Source organism: Streptomyces sp. NRRL S-87 (assembly GCF_000719335.1).
GTDB lineage: Bacteria > Actinomycetota > Actinomycetes > Streptomycetales > Streptomycetaceae > Streptomyces.
The window spans coordinates 173,929-192,546 of the sequence record NZ_JOGB01000001.1; the positions used below are offsets into that span (position 1 = coordinate 173,929).

At 73.5% G+C, this 18,618-nt stretch carries 16 protein-coding genes; 5 read left to right on the top strand and 11 right to left on the bottom strand.

Features of this window, described 5'->3' with window-relative positions:
* The first annotated feature begins 72 nt into the window (after positions 1-72).
* Positions 73-462 carry a VOC family protein gene (locus tag IF43_RS0100785; RefSeq protein ID WP_030192605.1) on the top strand — a complete coding sequence of 130 codons (390 nt, stop codon included), beginning with the start codon at positions 73-75 and terminating at the stop codon, positions 460-462.
* Here IF43_RS0100785 and IF43_RS0100790 read toward each other — a convergent pair.
* Positions 456-1,286 (bottom strand): tyrosine-protein phosphatase, encoded by an 831-nt coding sequence (locus IF43_RS0100790; protein WP_078909825.1) that lies wholly within the window; start codon positions 1,284-1,286, stop codon positions 456-458. The genes IF43_RS0100785 and IF43_RS0100790 overlap by 7 nt on opposite strands.
* Positions 1,287-1,635: 349 nt before the next feature.
* Between IF43_RS0100790 and IF43_RS0100795 the strand changes: the two genes are divergently transcribed.
* On the top strand, positions 1,636-2,409 hold the full coding sequence (locus IF43_RS0100795) for a 3-hydroxybutyrate dehydrogenase (RefSeq protein WP_030192608.1): 774 nt from the start codon (positions 1,636-1,638) through the stop codon (positions 2,407-2,409).
* Between the two features lie 112 nt (positions 2,410-2,521).
* Here the strand turns inward: IF43_RS0100795 and hemC are convergent, their stop codons facing one another.
* The 5 genes from hemC to ppk2 all read right to left on the bottom strand — a co-directional run bounded on the left by hemC (position 2,522) and on the right by ppk2 (position 8,928).
* On the bottom strand, positions 2,522-3,454 hold the full coding sequence (gene hemC / locus IF43_RS0100800) for a hydroxymethylbilane synthase (RefSeq protein WP_030192610.1): 933 nt from the start codon (positions 3,452-3,454) through the stop codon (positions 2,522-2,524).
* Between the two features lie 193 nt (positions 3,455-3,647).
* Positions 3,648-5,543 carry a serine/threonine-protein kinase gene (locus IF43_RS41975; RefSeq protein ID WP_051794474.1) on the bottom strand — a complete coding sequence of 632 codons (1,896 nt, stop codon included), beginning with the start codon at positions 5,541-5,543 and terminating at the stop codon, positions 3,648-3,650.
* Between the two features lie 364 nt (positions 5,544-5,907).
* Positions 5,908-6,516 carry a TetR family transcriptional regulator gene (locus IF43_RS0100810; RefSeq protein WP_030192614.1) on the bottom strand — a complete coding sequence of 203 codons (609 nt, stop codon included), beginning with the start codon at positions 6,514-6,516 and terminating at the stop codon, positions 5,908-5,910.
* Complete coding sequence (locus tag IF43_RS0100815) at positions 6,513-8,000, bottom strand: MFS transporter (RefSeq protein ID WP_030192616.1); 1,488 nt, start codon at positions 7,998-8,000, stop codon at positions 6,513-6,515. The genes IF43_RS0100810 and IF43_RS0100815 overlap by 4 nt, the downstream gene beginning before the upstream one ends.
* 124 nt (positions 8,001-8,124) lie before the next feature.
* Positions 8,125-8,928, bottom strand: coding sequence for a polyphosphate kinase 2 (gene ppk2 / locus IF43_RS0100820; protein ID WP_030192617.1), 804 nt, complete (start codon positions 8,926-8,928; stop codon positions 8,125-8,127).
* 233 nt (positions 8,929-9,161) lie between these two features.
* On the opposite strand from ppk2, the gene IF43_RS0100825 reads away from it, so the two are divergent.
* Positions 9,162-9,515 (top strand): zinc ribbon domain-containing protein YjdM, encoded by a 354-nt coding sequence (locus IF43_RS0100825; RefSeq protein ID WP_030192619.1) that lies wholly within the window; start codon positions 9,162-9,164, stop codon positions 9,513-9,515.
* Positions 9,516-9,661: 146 nt separating this feature from the next.
* Here IF43_RS0100825 and IF43_RS0100830 read toward each other — a convergent pair whose 3' ends face one another.
* Positions 9,662-10,381, bottom strand: a complete 720-nt coding sequence (locus IF43_RS0100830) for a hypothetical protein (protein ID WP_030192621.1) — start codon at positions 10,379-10,381, stop codon at positions 9,662-9,664.
* Between the two features lie 226 nt (positions 10,382-10,607).
* Here IF43_RS0100830 and IF43_RS0100835 point away from each other — a divergent pair, with 226 nt between their 5' ends.
* The gene (locus tag IF43_RS0100835; RefSeq protein WP_030192623.1) at positions 10,608-11,750 is read left to right on the top strand and encodes a hypothetical protein; all 1,143 of its coding nucleotides are present in this window, start codon (positions 10,608-10,610) and stop codon (positions 11,748-11,750) included.
* A gap of 133 nt (positions 11,751-11,883) precedes the next feature.
* Here the strand turns inward: IF43_RS0100835 and mmsB are convergent, their stop codons facing one another.
* From mmsB to chvE, 3 genes are all read right to left on the bottom strand, one after another.
* The gene (gene mmsB, locus IF43_RS0100840; RefSeq protein ID WP_030192625.1) at positions 11,884-13,119 is read right to left on the bottom strand and encodes a multiple monosaccharide ABC transporter permease; all 1,236 of its coding nucleotides are present in this window, start codon (positions 13,117-13,119) and stop codon (positions 11,884-11,886) included.
* 3 nt (positions 13,120-13,122) lie between these two features.
* Positions 13,123-14,670, bottom strand: a complete 1,548-nt coding sequence (mmsA, locus tag IF43_RS0100845; protein WP_030192627.1) for a multiple monosaccharide ABC transporter ATP-binding protein — start codon at positions 14,668-14,670, stop codon at positions 13,123-13,125.
* A 106-nt stretch (positions 14,671-14,776) separates the two neighbouring features.
* A complete protein-coding gene (chvE, locus tag IF43_RS0100850; RefSeq protein ID WP_030192629.1) occupies positions 14,777-15,871 on the bottom strand; it encodes a multiple monosaccharide ABC transporter substrate-binding protein in 1,095 nt (364 codons plus the stop codon).
* A gap of 287 nt (positions 15,872-16,158) precedes the next feature.
* Here chvE and IF43_RS0100855 point away from each other — a divergent pair, with 287 nt between their 5' ends.
* Positions 16,159-17,226, top strand: a complete 1,068-nt coding sequence (locus tag IF43_RS0100855) for an aldose epimerase family protein (RefSeq protein WP_030192631.1) — start codon at positions 16,159-16,161, stop codon at positions 17,224-17,226.
* A gap of 137 nt (positions 17,227-17,363) precedes the next feature.
* Here IF43_RS0100855 and xylA read toward each other — a convergent pair whose 3' ends face one another.
* Entirely contained in the window at positions 17,364-18,536 is a 1,173-nt protein-coding gene (xylA, locus tag IF43_RS0100860; protein WP_030192634.1) for a xylose isomerase, read from the bottom strand.
* Positions 18,537-18,618: the final 82 nt, after the last annotated feature.

Below are 18,618 nucleotides of genomic sequence, written 5' to 3' on the forward strand. Positions count from 1 at the left end.
GGTCAGCACCTACGAATTGTGCGCAGTCCCGCGCGCCCGCCCGAACGCCTCCGACCACGACTGGAGTGACCCGTGGACGCCCTGCACCCCCGCCTGCTGGTGGACCGCTTCCCCGAGAGCTTCCGCTTCTACGACGCCCTGCTCCCCGAACTCCTCGGCGCCACCCGGACCCGCGGCACCGCCGAAGGCCCCTACGCCTCCTGGGACCTCGGCACCGAGGGGCTGATCGCCCTCTTCGACCGTGCGGCGATGGCCGCGTCCATGGCGGTGGAACCGCCGCCCGCCGGGGGCGCACTGCTGGTCAGCCGGGTCGCGGACGTGGCCGACGCCTTCGCCCGGTGCGTGGCCCGGGGGGCGACCGAGGTGGGCCCGCCCACCCCGCGGCCGGCCTGGGGGCCGACGATGCGCACCGCGCACGTCCGCGACCCGGAGGGCAACCTCTGGGAGCTGCAGTCCTACTGAGAGGCGTGCGTTCCGGTCCCGATCGTGGTTCCGGTTCCGGTTCCGCTTGTCGTGTCGGTGTCGGTGTCGGTGCCGGTTCGGGTCGGCTCCGCGGGCGTCAGCAGCCGCTCGCGGAGCCGCTCGACCACCTCGTCCGCGACCCCGAGGTGCCCGGCGACGTACGCCGCCACCGAGCCGTACTCCGCCGCCAGATCGGCGAGGAAGAGCCGGATCACCTCCTCGGGTGCCCGTCCGTACGCCGGCCAGCGCAGGGTCCGGCCGGGGTTGGCCGCCCGCCAGTCGGCCCGCAGCCGCTCCGTGGCCAGCTCGGTGAGGGCGAAGTCCGCCGCCACGTCGTCCTCGGACACACCGAGCAGGACGAGCACGAGCGCGGCCAGCAGCCCGGTGCGGTCCTTGCCCGACGCGCAGTGGAAGACCTGCGGGGCGTCGGCCGCCGCGATCACCTCAAGCGCCGCCCGCAGCTCCGCGGAGCCGTCCAGGGCCACCTCCGCGTACCGGTCGGCCAGGTAGCGCCACGGGTCCAGCTCCGGATCGATCTCGGCCTGGTCGTACGGCCGGTGCTCGACGCTCAGGTTGAGGTACCGCAGGCCGAGGTCCTCGGGCACGCGGCCGCGCGCCTCGACCTCCCACGGATAGCGCAGGTCGATCACGGTCGAGACGCCGAGCTCCAGGAAGCGCTTCCGGTCCGCCTCCGCCCCGTGCAGCTTGGCCAGGGAGTCCGACCGGTACAGGCGGCCCCAGCGCACCGTCCGCCCGTCGGCGGTGCGGTAGCCGCCCAGGTCACGGAAGTTGTGCAGCCGCTCGAATTCCACGTGTCTGATCATCTGCCCACCCTAGGGTCGGGCCGTCGCGTTGCCGAAGGAGTTTGCCGGTCCCTCCCCGGCCCACATGCGGGAACGCACGAGTATGGGCGTCGGGCACATAGGGGCGCGTGTCCCGCGCGCCTACCGTCGGGCCATGACGAACGCACCCACCCCCGGCGCCCGCTCCGTCCCGTCCGGCGGTACCGGTCCGGCCGCCCCCGGCCCTGCGGCCGCCCCCGGCCCTCCGGTCGGCCGCCCCGCCCCGGCCGAGGGGCCGGGCCGGACCGACCGTACGCATCCCGCCGACGGCACGGGTCCCGCCGACGGCACGGATCCCGCCGACCGTACGGGTCCCGCCGACCGTACGGGCCTGGACGACCGTACGGGCCGGCGCGACCGTACGGGCCTGGCCGGCAGCACGGCGCTGGTCACCGGCGGCGGCAGCGGCATCGGACGGGCCTGTGCGGTGGCGCTGGCGGCCGCCGGAGCCCGCGTGCACGTGGTCGACATCGACGCCGCGGCGGCCAAGGCCGTCGCCGGGGCCGTCGGCGGCACCGCCCACGCCGCCGACCTCGCCGACCCGGCCGCCATCGAGGCGCTGCCCGCGGACGTCGACGTCCTCGTGAACAACGCTGGCCTCCAGCACGTGGCCCCGCTGCACGCGTTCCCGCCCGAGCGGTTCGCGCGGATCCAGCAGGTGATGGTCACCGCACCGTTCCTGCTGATGCGGCGGTGCCTGCCCCACATGTACGACCGCGGGTGGGGCAGGGTCGTCAACATCTCCAGCGTCCACGGCCTGCGGGCCAGCGCGTTCAAGTCGGCGTACGTCGCCGCCAAGCACGCCCTCGAGGGACTCAGCAAGGTGCTCGCGGTCGAGGCCGCCCCCCACGGCGTGACCAGCAACTGCGTGAGCCCCGGCTACGTCCGTACGCCCCTGGTCGAGGGCCAGATCCGGGACCAGGCCGCCGCCCACGGGCTGTCGCCCGACGCCGTCGTCGACGACGTGCTGCTGGCCCGCTCCCCGCTCAAGCGCCTGATCGAGCCCGAGGAGGTGGCGGCCGCGGTCCTCTGGCTCTGCGGCCCCCACACCACCTACGTCACGGGTACCTCCCTGCCCCTCGACGGGGGCTGGACCGCGTCGTGACCCCCGTGCCCGGCCGCGCCCCGCCCGCCTGTGCCCGCCCGCCCCGTGCCCGCCCGCCCCGCGGCGGCCGGGGGGCCCTACGGGCGGACCGGCCGCGTCCGTCCCCGCGTGCTCACCGCCGGACGGCGACCAGGATCTCCCGCGCGCCCAGCGCCAGGAGTTCGGCCGCCAGCGCCCCGCCGAGCTTCTCGGGGGCGTCGACCGGCCCGGACCCGGAGGCGGTGACCTGCCGGGAGCCGTCCACCGCGGTGACCGCCGCCGACAGCACGAGGTCGCCCTCGGGCCCGATCCGCCCCCAGGCCCCCACCGGCACCGAGCACCCGCCGTGCAGTTCGGCCAGCAGGGCGCGCTCCGCCCGCACGCACGCGTCGACGCCCACGTCTCCCGTCCCGGCCAGCAGCGCCTCGACCGGACTGCCCGCGCGGACCTGGACGCCCAGCGCGCCCTGCCCGGGGGACGGCGGGAAGACCGACGGGTCGAGCACCTGCCGCCGGCCCGACGGGGGCAGCATGCCCAGCCGGTTCAATCCGGCCGAGGCCAGCACGACGGCGTGCATCCCGCCCCGACCCACGTGCCGGAGCCGCGTCGGCACGTTGCCGCGGATCGGCACGACGTCCAGGTCCGGGCGCAGGTGCAGGAGCTGCGCGATGCGCCGCGGCGCGCCCGTACCCACCCGGGCGCCCTCCGGCAGGCCGTCCAGGGTCGCGCCGCACAGCACGTCCGCCACGTCCTGCCGGGGCCCGGGCGTGGTCAGCAGCCTCGTGCCGGCCGCCAGGGTGGTCGGCAGGTCCTTCAGCGAGTGGACGACGACGTCCACGTCGCCCTCGACGAGCGCGCGCTCCTGGTCGGAGGAGAAGGCCGACCCGCCCGCCGTCCGCGCGACCTCGGCCAACGTCGAGGTGGTCCGGTCCCGGTCCCCGCCCTCGGTCAGCAGCCGCCGTTTGATCCGTACGCCCGGAAGGCGCGGCTCGACCAGCGCCAGCCACTCCCTGGCCTGCTGCTTCGCCAGTGCGCTGGCCCGCGAACCTACCGTGATCACATCCATGCCGGTCAACTCCTCGCCGAGTACCGGGTGTTGACCTGGATCCTACGGGCCCCGGAACCATGCGGATTCCGACAGATTGTCACCAAGCGGCGGACCGGCCGCCCCTGGTGCGCCGGCCCCCGCGCGGAGGTGCCGGCGCACGCGCAACGCACGGCGGCGCTCCCCGCGCGGCCGGCCGGTGCGGACCCGTCGGTCAGCCCTGACGGCCCACCGCGAAGGTGGAGCAGGCCGACCCCTCGGCGATGACCGCGCCGTTGATGACGGTGGGCCGGGCCTCCGTGACGGTCGCCTCCAGGTCGACGGTCAGGTAGCCCGGCGGCTGGACGATCCACCGGTCGCCGCGCAGCACCAGGTGCCCGTCCTCGTACGACCCGACCATGGTGAACGAGCCCGACGGCACGGTCGGGTTGTCCGGGTGCGCGGAGAACGCGAACACGGCGCGCAGCCCGTCCCCGCCCGCGCTGTTGATGGTGAGGTCGAGGGAGGTCAGGCCCTGGGTGCACCGGTAGGCACCCCGCCACACGCCGACCACCGCGGCCGTGCCCCCGTCCGACGGCGAGGGACCCGTCTGCCCGCCGGAGGACGAACCGCCCGGGTCATCAGGGCCGTCGCCGGAGGGCGACGGCCCGGGGTCGGGACTGCCGCCGTTGCGCGCGTCGGTCCGCCCCGTGCCGGTCCCGCTGCTCGTTCCGGTACCCGTGCCCGCCCCAGCGGTGGTCCCCGAGCCCGACCCGTCCCAGGCCCGCGGCAGGAGCCACGCCAGGAGGCCGATCACCACGGCCGCGACCGCCGCGCCGCCGACGGCCAGGGCGGTACGCCCGCCCGCCCCCGACCGCGGCGCGTTCGGGTGCCGGTGCGGCACCGGCTGCTCCGGGAAGGTGGGCGGCAGCGGGGGGACGTCCACGGGCGGCGGCCCGAAACCGCCGGGGCCGGGCGTCGGTGCCGGGTGCTGCGGCGCCCGGTGCTGCGGAGGCTGGTGCTGGGGGTGCTGGGGGTGCTGGGGGTGCTGGGGGTGCTGGTGGGGCTGTGGCGCCCGCGGCGCGGGCGGTTGGTGCGGCGGGGGCGGCTGCCGGTCCGGCCCGGGCTGCTCCGGCGCGGCCTCCGTGGCGGCAGCGGGATCGACGCCGCCCCGCCCGGGGGCGTGCGGGTCGACCGTCGTCGGGGTCCGCGGGTCGACCGTGGTCGGGACCGTCCCGTCGGGGCGTACGGCGCCCTCCGCGAACAGCACGGCGGCCAGGGCCGAGGGCAACCACCGCACTCCCGCCGTGGCCTCGGTCTCGCCCGAGAGCTCGTCCAGCAGCTGCGACACGGTGGGACGTGCCGCCGGGTCCTTGGCCAGGCAGCGGCCGACCACGTCGCGCAGCCGGGCGGGCAGGGCGGCGAGGTCCGGCTCGTGGTGCACCACCCGGTACATCAGCTGGGAGACCGTGCCGGCGCCGAACGGGCCCGTACCGGTGGCGGTGAAGGTCAGCAGTGCCCCCAGCGCGAACACGTCGGTGGCCGCGGTGACCGGCTCCCCGGTCAGCTGCTCCGGAGCCATGAACCCCGGTGTCCCCACCATGAATCCGGTGCGGGTGAGATCGGTCGCCCCGTCGGCGACGACCGAGATGCCGAAGTCGATGACGCGCGGACCGTCGGCGGAGAGCAGCACGTTGGCCGGCTTGAGGTCCCGGTGGACGACGTCCTGCGCGTGGATGGCCTCCAGGGCCTCGGCCACTCCGGCGGCCAGCGCGAGCACGGACTGCTCGGGCCAGGGGCCGTGTGCCCGTACCGCGTCGTTCAGGGAGGGGCCGGACACGTACGCGGTCGCCAGCCAGGGCGGGTTGCCGTCCGGGTCGGCGTCGATGAGCCCGGCCGTGAACACCCCGTTGACCTGCCGCGCGGCGGTGACCTCGCGGACGAAGCGGCGCCGGAACCCGGCGTCCTCCGCGAGCTCCGGCCGCACCACCTTGACGGCGACGGACCGGCCGCCCCGCGAGCGCCCGAGGTACACGGTCCCCATGCCGCCGCCGCCCAGCCGCCCGGTGATCCGGTACGGGCCGACCTGCACGGGATCCCCGGTCCGCAGTGCCTCCGGTTCGCGCTTCACGCAGCCCCCCTCCCGGGCCGGCCGAAGGAGGGCCACGGCCCGCCGTAGTGCCGTCATCATGGCAGTGCCGCGCGGGAGCGGGGGGCGGATTCCGGCCGTACCGCGTCACGGGTACGACGCCCACGCCCCGGCCTGCCGCGCCCGGCCCCGTTCCGGCCCTGCCAGGGCGAAAGATACAGGCCAACCGGAACCGTTGGCGCCGTTTCTCGTCGGCCCGACGGCGGGGCCTATCCGCGGGATCCAGGCGAAAGCACGCCGGTCACCAGCGCACCGCATGGCGTGCCCCGTGCGGATCACGACGAACAGCCGCTCCACGCCTCGTCGTTCGGTGCGGCCGTGACGCGCCCCGGCGTCCGAGCCGGCGTCAGGTGCCGTCCACGAGCCGCTGGAGACCGGGCGCGTACAGGTCGGCCAGCCGGTCGGCGCTCGTCCGCGCGCTGGCCCCGTCCGGCCGGTGCAGGCTCAGGGTGGCGCCCAGCCCCAGCAGCTGGCCGGCGATGAGCTCGGCCCGCAGGCCCGCGTCCGGTCCCGAAAGGGTGGCGGCCAGCCGATCGGTGACCTGCTCGCGGAAACGCGCCCGCAGCAGGGTGCGTTCGTCCTCGATGCCGAGGGAGAACACCACCCGCAGCAGCGGGTCCCCGCGCAGCCGGTCCCGCAGTTCCACCATCGTCAGGACCAGGTGCCGTCCGAGCTCCGGCGGCGGGGCGGCGAACAGTTCGTCGGCGGCCGGGCCGAAGTCGGCGACCGTGTTGAACAGGGCCTCCTTGCTGCCGAACCGCTTCACGATCAGTGACGGGCTCACCCCGGCGGCCGCCGCGATGCCGCGCATGGTGACCTCGGCGTACGGGCGCAGCGCGAACGCCCGGCGCGCGGCCCGCACGATGGCGTCCCGCCCGCTCCCGGCGCCCGCCCCGTCGCCCGGACCGCCGTCTTCGGTGAACGCCGCCGAGGCGGGTCCGTCGGTGGTGCTCATGCGCTCTCCCGGGCGGCGGTCACGGAGGCTGACCCCGTGACCGTACCGTCCTTCGCGGACCGGCGCGGGGCACCGCGTCCGGGCCGGTCCGACGGCAGGAACGCCGCGGCGACGAGCGCGGCGAGCGCCGTGCCGCCGGCGATCAGGAAGACCAGCAGGTACGCGTGCAGGGTCGGGGCGGTGCGGCCGCCGGCCACGAACGTCACGTGGGCCAGCACGGTGGCGACCACGGCGCTGCAGCAGGCCTGCCCGACGGAACGCATCAGGGTGTTCAGGCCGTTGGCCGCGGCCGTCTCGCTCACCGGCACGGCCCGCATGACGAGGGCGGGCAGCGCGGAGTACGCGATCGCCGTGCCGGAGGAGACCACGGTGGCACCGGCCACGATGAGCCACAGGCTGTGGCTGGTGAAGAAGCGCACCACGTAGCCGACCGCCATGACGGCGGCGGCGAGCGCGAGGGCGGTGCGGGGACCGTACGCGGCGGAGATCCGTGCGGAGACGGGGGAGAGGGCCACCATCGCCAGCCCGCCGGGCAGCAGGCACAGGCCGCTCACCACGATGGAGGCGCCCAGTCCGTACCCCGTGCTCGTCGGCTCCTGCACCATCTGGCCCGTGACGAGGGAGTTCGCGTAGAAGGCGAACCCGACCAGCAGGGCCGCCAGGTTGGTCAGCAGCACGGCGGGCCGGGCGGAGACCCGCAGGTCGACGATGGGGGAGCGGGTGCGCAGTTCGAACCGGCCCCACAGCAGGCCCACCACCACGGACGCGCCGAGCAGGCCGAGCGTGCGGCCGGACGTCCAGCCCCAGTCCGCGCCTCGGGTGACGGCGAGCAGCAGCCCGACGAGGCAGCCGGTCAGGCCGAGGGTCCCCGGGAGGTCGAAACGGCCGGGGGAGCGCACGGGGGACTCCGGCACGATCCGCAGCACCAGGAGCAGGTCGAGCAGCCCGAGGGCGGCCGAGGCCCAGAACATGGTGTGCCAGTCGAAGTTCTCCATGACCAGCGCGGCCACCGGCAGGCCGATCGCCGCCCCGATGCCGAGGGTCGAGCTCATGAGCGCGATCGAGGGCAGGACCCGGTCGGCGGGCAGCTCGTCGCGGATGATGCTGATGCCCAGCGGGATCACCGCGAGGGCCGCGCCCTGCAGGGCCCGGCCGGTGATCAGCACGCCGATGTCGGAGCTGACCGCGCACAGGACGGAACCCAGTGTCAGGACACCGAGCGAGGCCAGCAGCACCCGGCGCTTGCCGTACATGTCGCCGACGCGGCCGAGGACCGGGGTGAAGACCGCACCGGTGAGGAGGGTGACGGTCACCAGCCAGCCGGCGGCGCCGGGGCTCGCGCCGGTCAGGTCGGGGACGTGCGGGAGCAGCGGGACCACGAGGGTCTGCATGACGGCGACGACCATGCCGCAGAAGGCGAGGACAGGCACGACGTACCGGGACTGCGGGGCGGCCGCACCGGCGGCGGGCATCGCGGCGGACATGCTGCTCCAGGGGGAGGGAGGGGAGCGGGGACCCGAGGGGTGCACAGCTGTTCACCTCCCAGGGTAAACGACTGTGCACCCCGGTGGCCGGTGGCCGGTGGCCGGTGGACGGTGCCGTCGGCCGTCAGAGGTCGGCGGCGTGGTCGGGGACGTAGGTCTGGAGGTCGCGCGGGGGCCGCTCGTAGCCCGTGGCCCGCGGGCGTTCCGGCAGGTCGAGCACCGGCGGCGGCACCTCGTGGTACGGCACCGAGTCGAGCAGGTGGGCGATCATGTTCAGCCGGGCCCGGCGCTTGTCGTCGCTCTCCACCACGAACCAGGGCGCCTCGACGACGTCGGTGTGGACCAGCATCTCGTCCTTGGCCCGGGAGTACGCCTCCCAGCGGGTGATCGACTCCAGGTCCATGGGCGACAGCTTCCAGCGCCGGAGCGGGTCGTCCAGGCGGCGCTTGAAGCGTGCCTGCTGCTCGGCGTCGCTCACCGAGAACCAGTACTTCCGCAGCAGGATCCCGTCCTCCACCAGCATCCGCTCGAAGACGGGGCACTGCCGGAGGAAGCGCTGGTGCTCCTCCTTGGTGCAGAAGCCCATCACGTGCTCCACGCCGGCCCGGTTGTACCAGGAACGGTCGAACAGCACGATCTCCCCGGCGGCCGGGAGGTGCTCGACGTACCGCTGGAAGTACCACTGCGTGCGCTCGCGCTCGGTGGGCTTGGGCAGGGCCGCGATCCGCGCCACCCGGGGGTTGAGGAACTCCGTGACGCGCTTGATGGTGCTGCCCTTGCCCGCCGCGTCGCGGCCCTCGAAGACCACCACCAGCCGGGCCCCCTCCGCCCGCACCCACTCCTGCAGCTTGACCAACTCGATCTGCAGTGAACGCAGTTCCCTCTCGTACACCTCCCGCGGCAACCTCGCCGCCTTCTTGCCGGCCATACCGCCTCCGCCCTCGGGTGGCTGACGCGACGCCCTCGTCCCGAGCCGGGGAAGGGCGGGGCGTCACCTCCGTGATCTCTGACGGCAACAGTACGCCCGAGGGGTCCTCCCGTCCGCGGGCGCGGGGCCGCTCCTTCGGGTCGGCGCGCCCGCGGACGGCAGCCGGCCGGCGCTCGCCGCAGGCATCACCGACCGGCCGACCGACCGGGCGGGGCAGCAAATAGACTGGTGGGGTGAGTGAGAACCTGCCTTCCTGTCCCGAATGCTCCAGCGCGTACACCTACGAGATGGGCGCCCTGCTGGTCTGCCCCGAGTGCGGCCACGAATGGAGCCGCACGTCCGCCGGCACCGATGCCACCTCCGAGGAGCACGTCATCAAGGACTCGGTCGGCAACGTGCTCGCCGACGGCGACACCGTGACGGTCGTGAAGGGCCTCAAGGTCAAGGGCCACCCGACCGGGATCAAGGCCGGAACGAAGGTGCGCAACATCCGCCTCGTCGACGGGGTCGACGGCCACGACATCGACTGCAAGATCGACGGGTTCGGCCACATGCAGCTGAAGTCCAGCGTGGTCAGGAAGGGCTGAACGCCCTGAACGCCCCCGCCGGAGCGGGTCCCGCCCCGCCGGAGCGGGTCCGCGACGCTGTTCCGCGGCCGCTGGGCCGCGCACCGGGGGGCGTGCCGGGGGTGTGGTGCCGGGGGTGGTGCCGGCGCGGCAGGACGCCGTAGGAGCTAGTCGAGCGGGTCCGTGCCCGCCACCCGGTGCGCCTCCAGCTCCGGATCGGCGAGCAGGTCCGCGACCAGGGCCTCCGGCCCGCCCACGTAGGTGCTCTTCAGGTCGGTGTCGCCGCCCACGCACCAGGCACGGTCCCCGGGCCACCACAGGTCCGGGAGTTCCGCGTACGGGTCGAGCGACTGGGGCGAGGTGACGTCCGCCAGCGTCCCGGCCAGCAGCACCTTGTCGCGGTGCGGGGTCGCGAAACGCGGCACCGCGCCCCAGTCCCGGTGCCCGTAGCCGTCCCACAGTGCGTACCAGCACCGGTCGGCGGCGGCGGTGTGCCGGGTCAGGACGCGGACGAGGGCCCGGGCCACGTCCGGAGGCGTCGGCCCCTCGCCCGGCCACTCGTCCCAGACGCCCGGCAGGGACAGCCCACCGTACGACTCGTCCCGGGAGACCCCGAGAAGCTCGTGCCAGCGCGTACCGCCGTCCGGACTGCGCCCGTACGCGGCCCCGACGACCTCCCAGCGCACCGGCCGCTCGCCGAGGTGCGCCGGGTGCAGGATGCGTGCGTACGCGGGGAAGCCGGGGGCGGACACCCCGGCCACGGTGCCGAAGTCCCCCTGCCCCGGGCGTCGTCGGGTCAGCCAGTCCGCGGGGGAGAGGTCGTCCGTCTGGACGCGCAGACGGCCGTAGCGGCCCGGTCCGGGCACGCGGTGCGTCGATCCGTACATGGTCACCCGCCCAGTCTGCCCTCCGCCGGCGCCGGCCCGGCGCCGAACGACGCACCTGACCGGCCGGCGTCAGACCATGCTGGTCAGGGGTCGTCCCGCTGCCCGCCCGCCCGGTGGTGCGTGCGCGGCGCACGCCCCGGCGTCCGGGTGACGTTGTGGCACGGGCCCGGCGTCGCTCGGCGGTTCCCGTGCGCGGGGGGCCCTGCGTACGCTTGCGTACGGGACCATGAACAGTGCGAGGAAGGGCTCCTGGAGCGCGCGGGCGACGTGGGGGCTGCCGGCCGCGACCGCGGCGGTCTGCGGCGTACTGGCCCTGCCCACCGCGGCGGCCGCGGACGACGGCCTGTCGATCACCGGCGCGGAGGCGGCGCAGGTCGAGCTGGACGCCTCCGGGGGCCGACCCCACCGCATGCACGGCCCGCTGCGCGTCGTGCTCGTCAACTCCGGCGCGACCGCCGTCGCGCCGGTGCCGGCCGTGTACCTGGACGCACAAGGCGACGACGACGACGGCACCTGCACGGCGAAGGGTGCCGCCGGAGCCTCCGCAGCGGGCGGTCCCCTGACGGTCCCCGCACGCGGGGCCGCGGCGGCGGCGTTCGACATCACCGTGCCCGAGGAGTGCGCCGGCCGTGAGGGCACCCTGGTCCTCACCGCTCGCGGCGCGCCGCCGGCCGTCGCCGTCACCCCGGCGACGATGCGCTTCACCCTCGTCAAGGGCCAGGAGGAAGAGCCCGGCTACACGGCGGGGCTGTTGACCGCGGCCGCCCTCGCCGCCGTGACCACCCTCCTGATGCTCGTGCCCGCAGAGGGGTTCGGCCAGCCGCGCCCCGACTGGTGGAAGAGCCCCATGGACGGCATCGACTCACCGTGGTCGGTCAAGGACAGCTGGCTGACGAACATCACGGCGCTGGGCGCGGTGCTGGGCACGGTGCTCACCACCACCGGCTTCCTCGACGACTGGCTGCCCGGCGTGTCGCTCGGGCGCTTCCTCGGTATGAACCTCCTGTACGCGGGGCTGATCCTCTTCGCCCCGATCGTCTACTCCGCCTCGTGCCACTGGGGCTGGCCCGAGCGGCGGAACGCCGCGGGGGCGACCGTACGCGCGTTCGTCCCCGTCGCCCGCGGGTGGGGTCTGGTCACCGCCGCCCTCGCCACGCTGTTCGGCGTCTACGGACAGCTCGCGACGATCGTGGTCCTGACGATCGCGGCCGACGCCACCCAGCCCACGAAGTGGAGCCTCTACCTCCTCCTCGGCATCGCCGCCGCCTTCGTCGCCCTGTACTCCCTGCGCTTCGTCCGCGGAGCCCTGGCCGATCCACCCGTGGCCGCCCCGCACGCTGTTCCCACGAGCCGGTCGGGCACCTTGTAGGCCCTGGGTCGCCCGGGCCCGGCCCGGCCCGGCCCCGCCCGGCACGCGGGGCGGGACGGGACGGGCTGGGCGGGCGCCGCGCGGTGCGCTGCGTCGACGCGCTAGGCGTCGTAGGTGCCGAGGAGAGGCGGGGTCAGGCTCCGACCCTGCGCTTGTTGTAGACGTCGAAGCCGACGGCCGCCAGCAGCACCAGGCCCTTGATCACCTGCTGGTAGTCGGTGCCCACACCCACCAGCGACATGCCGTTGTTCAGCACGCCCAGCACCAGACCGCCGGTGAGCGCGCCGAGGACGGTTCCCACACCGCCGCTCGCGGAGGCGCCGCCGATGAACGCGGCGGCGATCGCCTCCAGCTCGAAGTTGATGCCGGCCTGCGGCGTACCGGCGTTGAGCCGCGCGGCGAAGACCAGCCCTGCCAGGGCCGCCAGGACGCCCATGTTCACGAAGGCGAGGAAGACGACCCGCTTGCTCTTCACCCCGGACAGCCTCGCCGCCGCCTCGTTGCCGCCGATGGCGTAGGTGTGCCGGCCGAGGACCGAGTTGCGCATCACGTACCCGAAGCCGACCAGCAGGACGCCGAGGATCAGCAGGACGATCGGCACCCCGTGATAGCTGGCCAGCAGCATCGTGAAGGTCACCACGGCCGCGGTGATCGCGCCGAGCTTCACCAGGAACAGTCCGCCCGGGAGCGGCTCCAGGCCGTACGAGACGGCCCGCCGCCGTCCGCGCACCTCCTGCAGGATCGCCACGGCCAGCACCGACAGACCCAGCAGGAGCGTGAGGTTGTGGTAGTCGGTGTGCGGGCCGACCGCGGGCAGGAAGCCGCTGCTGATGCTCTGGAAGCCCTTGGGGAACGGCGCCACCGACTGGCCCTGCAGGAGGATCTGGGTCCCGCCGCGGAACAGCAGCATGCCGGCCAGCGTGACGATGAACGAGGGGATCCCGAGGTAGGCGATCCAGAACCCCTGCCAGGCTCCGGCGAGGGCCCCGATCAGCAGCGCGGCCACCAGCGCCACGGGCCACGGCGTCTCGTGCTCGACCATCATCACCGCCGCGGCCGCCCCGACGAAGGCGGCGAGCGACCCGACCGACAGGTCGATGTGCCCGGCGATGATGACGATCATCATGCCGATGGCCAGGATGAGGACGTAGCCGTTCTGCTGGATCAGGTTGGTGATGTTGAGCGGCTGGAGCAGGATGCCGTCCGTCCAGAACTGGAACAGCAGCACGATCAGCGCCAGCGCGACCAGCATCCCGTACTGGCGCAGGTTGCCGCGCAGCGCGCGGGCCAGTACGGCACCGGCCGGCGAGCGCCGGCCCGGTGGCGGGGCGGCGGGCGCGGTCTTCGGGGTGGTCTCGATCTGGGCCATGCCTCACACCTGCTTGTCGGGGTACGCCGCGCTCATGGTCATGAGGCGCATGAGGGATTCCTGGGTGGCCTCGGCGCGGGTCACCTCACCGGTGATCCGGCCTTCGGCCATGGTGTAGATCCGGTCGCACAGGCCCAGGAGCTCGGGAAGCTCGGAGGAGATGACGAGCACGGCCTTTCCCCGGGCGGCGAGTTCGGCGATGACGGTGTAGATCTCCGCCTTGGCGCCGACGTCGATGCCCCGGGTGGGTTCGTCGAGGATCAGCACCTCCGGGTCGGCGAAGATCCACTTGCTGAGGACGACCTTCTGCTGGTTGCCGCCGCTGAGCTTGCCGGTCTCCGCGAAGACCGAGGGGGCCTTGATCCCCATCGTCTGCCGGAACGATTCGGCGATCCGCGCCTCCTCGTGCCGGTCGACCCAGCCCCGCCGGGCGACCTTGCCGAGGGCGCTCAGCGAGATGTTCCGGCTGATGTCGTCGTGGAGGTTGAGGCCGAGCTGCTTGCGGTCCTCGGTCACGTACGCGATGCCGTGCCCGATCGCCTCCGGCACCGTCCTGGTACGGATCTCCCGGCCGTGCAACCGCACCCGCCCGCCGGTCCGCCGCCCGTACGAGCGGCCGAAGACGCTCATGGCCAGCTCGGTGCGGCCGGCGCCCATGAGGCCGGCGATGCCGACGACCTCGCCGCGACGGACGTTGAGCGAGGCGCCGTCGACCACCTTGCGCCGGTGGTCGATCGGGTGCCGGACGCTCCAGTCGTCGATCTCGAAGGCGACGTCGCCGATCTGCGGCGCGCGGTCGGGGTAGCGGTGTTCCAGGTCGCGGCCGACCATGCCGCGGATGATCCGTTCCTCCGAGACGCCCTCGGGGCCGATCGCGAGGGTCTCGATGGTCCGTCCGTCGCGCAGGATGGTGACGGCGTCGGCGACCCGGGCGATCTCGTTGAGCTTGTGCGAGATGAGGATGCAGGAGATGCCCTGGGCCCTGAGCTCGAGGATCAGGTCGAGCAGCTTGCGGCTGTCCTCGTCGTTCAGGGCAGCCGTCGGCTCGTCCAGGATGAGCAGCTTGACCTTCTTGGCGAGGGCCTTGGCGATCTCGACCAACTGCTGTTTGCCCACGCCGAGATCGGCGATCCTGGTGTGCGGGCTCTCGTCGAGTCCGACCTGCCGCATCAGTGCGGCGGCGTGGGTCAGCGTCCGGTGCCAGCTGATGAGACCGCGAGTGGCGTGCTCGTTGCCGAGGAAGATGTTCTCGGCGATGGACAGGTAGGGCACCAGCGCGAGTTCCTGGTGGATGATGACGACGCCGCGCTGCTCGCTGGCCCGGATGTCCCGGAACCGGCAGGGCTCGCCCTCGAAGTGGATCTCGCCTTCGTAGCTGCCGTGCGGGTGGACCCCGCTGAGCACCTTCATCAGCGTGGACTTGCCGGCGCCGTTCTCCCCGCAGACGGCGTGCACCTCCCCCGCGCCGACGGTCAGGTTGACCTCGGAGAGGGCCTTGACACCGGGAAACGTCTTGCTGATCGACCGCATTTCGAGGACGGGTCGGGTCATGGTTGCGCATCCGTATCGTCGGGGCGGTGCGGGGGTGGGCGGTCTTCCGGACGTCGCACCGCCGGGCTTTTGCGGCGTCGCCGGACCTTCGGCCGGGGCCCGTGGGCTACTTGAGCTGGTCCGCGGTGTACTGGCCGCTGTCGACCAGGACCTTGCGGTAGTTCTCCTTGTCGACGCTGACCGGCTGGAGCAGCTGCGCCGGTACGGTCTTGACGCCGTTGTGGTACTGGCGCGTGTCGTTGACCTCGGGCTTGCCGCCGGTCAGCAGCGCGTCGCCCATCTGGACCGCGGCCTTGGCCAGTTGGCGGGTGTCCTTGTAGACGGTCTGGGTCTGCTCGCCCGCGATGATCGACTTCACCGAGGCCAGCTCCCCGTCCTGCCCCGTGACGACGGGCAGGGGCTGGCCGGAGCCGTAGCCGACGCCCTTCAGCGAGGAGATGATGCCGATCGAGATGCCGTCGTACGGCGAGAGCACGGCGTCGACGCGGGCGCCGGTGTACGACTTGCTCAGCAGGTTGTCCATCCGGGACTGGGCGAGACCGCCGTCCCAGCGCAGCGTGGCGATCTGGCTGAGGGAGGTCTGCCCGCTGCGCACCACGAGCTTCTTGTCGGCGATGTACGGCTTGAGGACGCTCATCGCGCCGTTGTAGAAGAACGCGGAGTTGTTGTCGTCCGGTGAGCCGGCGAACAGCTCGACGTTGAAGGGGCCCTTGCCGGACTTGAGGCCGAGCTTGTCGACGATGTAACTGCCCTGGAGGACACCGACCTTGTAGTTGTCGAAGGTCGCGTAGTAGTCGACGTTCGCGGTGCCGCGGATCAGCCGGTCGTAGGAGATGACGCGGATGTGGGCGTCGGCGGCCTTCTGCAGCACGTTGGTGAGCGAGGAGCCGTCGATGGCGGCGATCACCAGCAGCTTGGCCCCCTTGGTGATCATGTTCTCCACCTGGGAGACCTGGTTCTCCACGACGTTGTCGCCGTACTGGAGGTCGGTCCTGTAGCCCTTGGCCTGGAACTCCCTGACCATGTTGTTGCCGTCGTTGATCCAGCGCTCCGACGACTTGGTCGGCATCGCGATGCCGACCAGGCCGCCTTTGCCGTCCGGCCCGGCTGCGCCGGCGCCCGCTCCGTTGGCACTCTGGCCGCAGGCTGCCAGCGACAGCACCAGGCCCGCGGTGGCAAGGCCCGCTGAAAGCTTCCGCACAGTTCCTCCAGTGATGTTCCGCGACCGGCTCGGTGCGACCCGACCGGGCGACCGGAAGCGGTCGGGCGGGGCCGGGGGAGCGGTCTTCTCGCGCTGCGCGAAGTCGGGTTGGGGCGGCTCCGGCCTGGCGTTACCTGAGTGTTAACGCTCACAACTGAGTCGTCAAGGGTCTGTGCGGATCACTCTCGGGTCGAGGGTGTCGTGCGCGCCCTTGACCGCGTGCGGATAGCTCCGAGAGCCCCGGCGATCCTTTGACAGGTCGGATTGTTAGCGCTCACAATCCCCTCATGAGAGGCGAAGTGACGGTGACCCAGGAGACTGCCGCAAGGCTCCCGGACGGGCGGCGCATCAGCCGCTGGACGTTCGGCTCCCCGGCGGGCGTGACGGCGGAGGTGCTCAGTCTGGGAGCCCGCCTGCAGGCCCTGCACGCGCCGGACCGGGACGGGCGGCGTGCCAACGTCGTCCTGGGCTGCGAGGGCACCGCGGAGCTGTTCGGGGAGGCCGCCTACTTCGGCGCGACGGTCGGCCGCTACGCCAATCGCATCGCGGGCGGAAGCCTGCCGCTCGACGGTACGACGCACCGGCTGGAGACCCAGCGGGGCGGTCACACCCTGCACGGCGGACCGGACGGCTTCGCCACGCGCCTCTGGGACGGTTCGCCGGTCCGCGCGGGCAGCCGGGCCGGCGTCCGGTTCCGCATCGAAAGCCCCGACGGCGACCAGGGGTTCCCGGGCGCCCTCACGGCCGAGGTCACCTACCTGCTCGGCCCCGACGGCGAACTCTCCCTCACCTACGGCGCGACCACGGACGCCCCGACGGTCGTCAACCTCACCAACCACATGTACCTCAACCTGGCCGGCGAGGGCTGCGGGACGGTGCTCGGCCACCTGCTGCGGGTCGAGGCCGCCCGGTACACCCCCGTGGACGCGGAACTGATCCCGCTCGGCCCGGCCGAGTCCGTCACCGGTACGCCGTTCGACCTCCGCGAGGCCCGGACGATCGGTGACCGCATCACCGAGGCCCACCCGCAGATCCGCCGGGCCGGCGACGGCTTCGACCACAACTGGGTGCTCGACGGCACCGGACTGAGGCGGGCCGCCGTCCTGGGCGATCCTGCCAGCGGCCGCCGCGTCGAATGCCTGACGACGGAGCCGGGGCTCCAGGTCTACACCGGAAACCACTTCGACGGCTCGCTGACCGGCCGCTCCGGGCGCCCGTACGTCGCGTACGCGGGCATCGCGCTGGAGACCCAGCACTTCCCGGACGCGCCCAACCGGCCCGGGTATCCCTCCACCCGGCTGCGCCCGGGGGAGCAGTACCGCTCGACGACGCTGTACCGCTTCACGGCCGAGTAGGGACGGCGGCCCGCACGACGGGGCCCGCACGGCGGGGCGCCGGTCGCCCGGGGCCCGGCGGCCCGCCCGGCCGGGCACGAGGCGGGGCGCGCCCGGTCGAGGCGGGGCGCGGCCCGCCCGACTCGTGGCACCCCGGCTCAGCGGGCGCCGAGGAGGTGTTCGAGGGCGAGCTGGTCCAGGTGCTCGAAGGCCATGCCGCGACGGGCGGCGGCATCCACGTCGAAGTCCTCGAAGGCGGACCGGTCGGCCAGCAGCCCGGCCAGGCCGTCCTCGGCGGTGCGGAGGGCGAGTTCGGGCAGTCCGGAGGCGGTCAGCGCGGCCTGCACCTCCGGATCGGACCGGAAGGAGCGGGAACGCTCGGCCAGGAGCAGGTAGTTGCGCATGCAGGCGGCAGCCGAGGTCCAGACCCCGGCGGGGTCCTCGGTGCGCGGCGGCTTGAAGTCGAAGTGGCGGGGGCCGTCGTACCCGGCCGACTCCAGCAGGTCGACCAGCCAGAAGGCCTGGCGCAGGTCTCCCGCGCCGAAACGCAGGTCCTGGTCGTACTTGATGCCGCTCTGCCCGTTGAGGTCGATGTGGAACAGCTTGCCGTGCCACAGGGCCTGGGCGATGCCGTGCGGGAAGTTCAGCCCGGCCATCTGCTCGTGCCCGACCTCCGGGTTGAGGCCGACCCGCTCGGGCCGGTCCAACGCGTCGATGAAGGCCAGGGCGTGGCCGACGGTGGGCAGCAGGATGTCGCCGCGCGGCTCGTTCGGCTTGGGCTCGATCGCGAAGCGCAGGTCGTAGCCCTGGCTCTCGACGTACTCGCCCAGCAGGTCGAACGCCTCCTTCAACCGGTCGAGGGCGGTGCGCACGTCCTTGGCCGCCCCCGACTCCGCGCCCTCGCGGCCGCCCCAGGCCACGTAGACCGAGGCGCCGAGTTCCACGGCCAGGTCGATGTTGCGGATCGTCTTGCGCAGCGCGTACCGGCGGACGCCCCGGTCGTTGGCGGTGAAGGCGCCGTCCTTGAAGACCGGGTGGGTGAAGAGGTTGGTGGTGGCCATCGGCACCTTCAACCCGGCCGTGTCGAGCGCGCTGCGGAAGCGCTTGACCGCCTGCTCGCGCGCGGCGTCGCCGGCGGCGAAGGGGATCAGGTCGTCGTCGTGGAACGTGACGCCGTAGGCGCCGAGCTCGGCCAGCCGGTGCACGCTCTCGACCGGGTCGAGGGCGGCTCGGGTGGCGTCGCCGAAGGGGTCCCGCCCCTGCCAGCCGACGGTCCACAGGCCGAACGTGAACCTGTGCGCGGGGGAGGGGACGAGCGGGTTGCCGGTCATGTGCGCTCCGGATCGGGCCGAGGTCTATTTGTAATGTCGAAAAACAAATTAGTATGCCGAGACGCAAGAAGGAACCCCCACC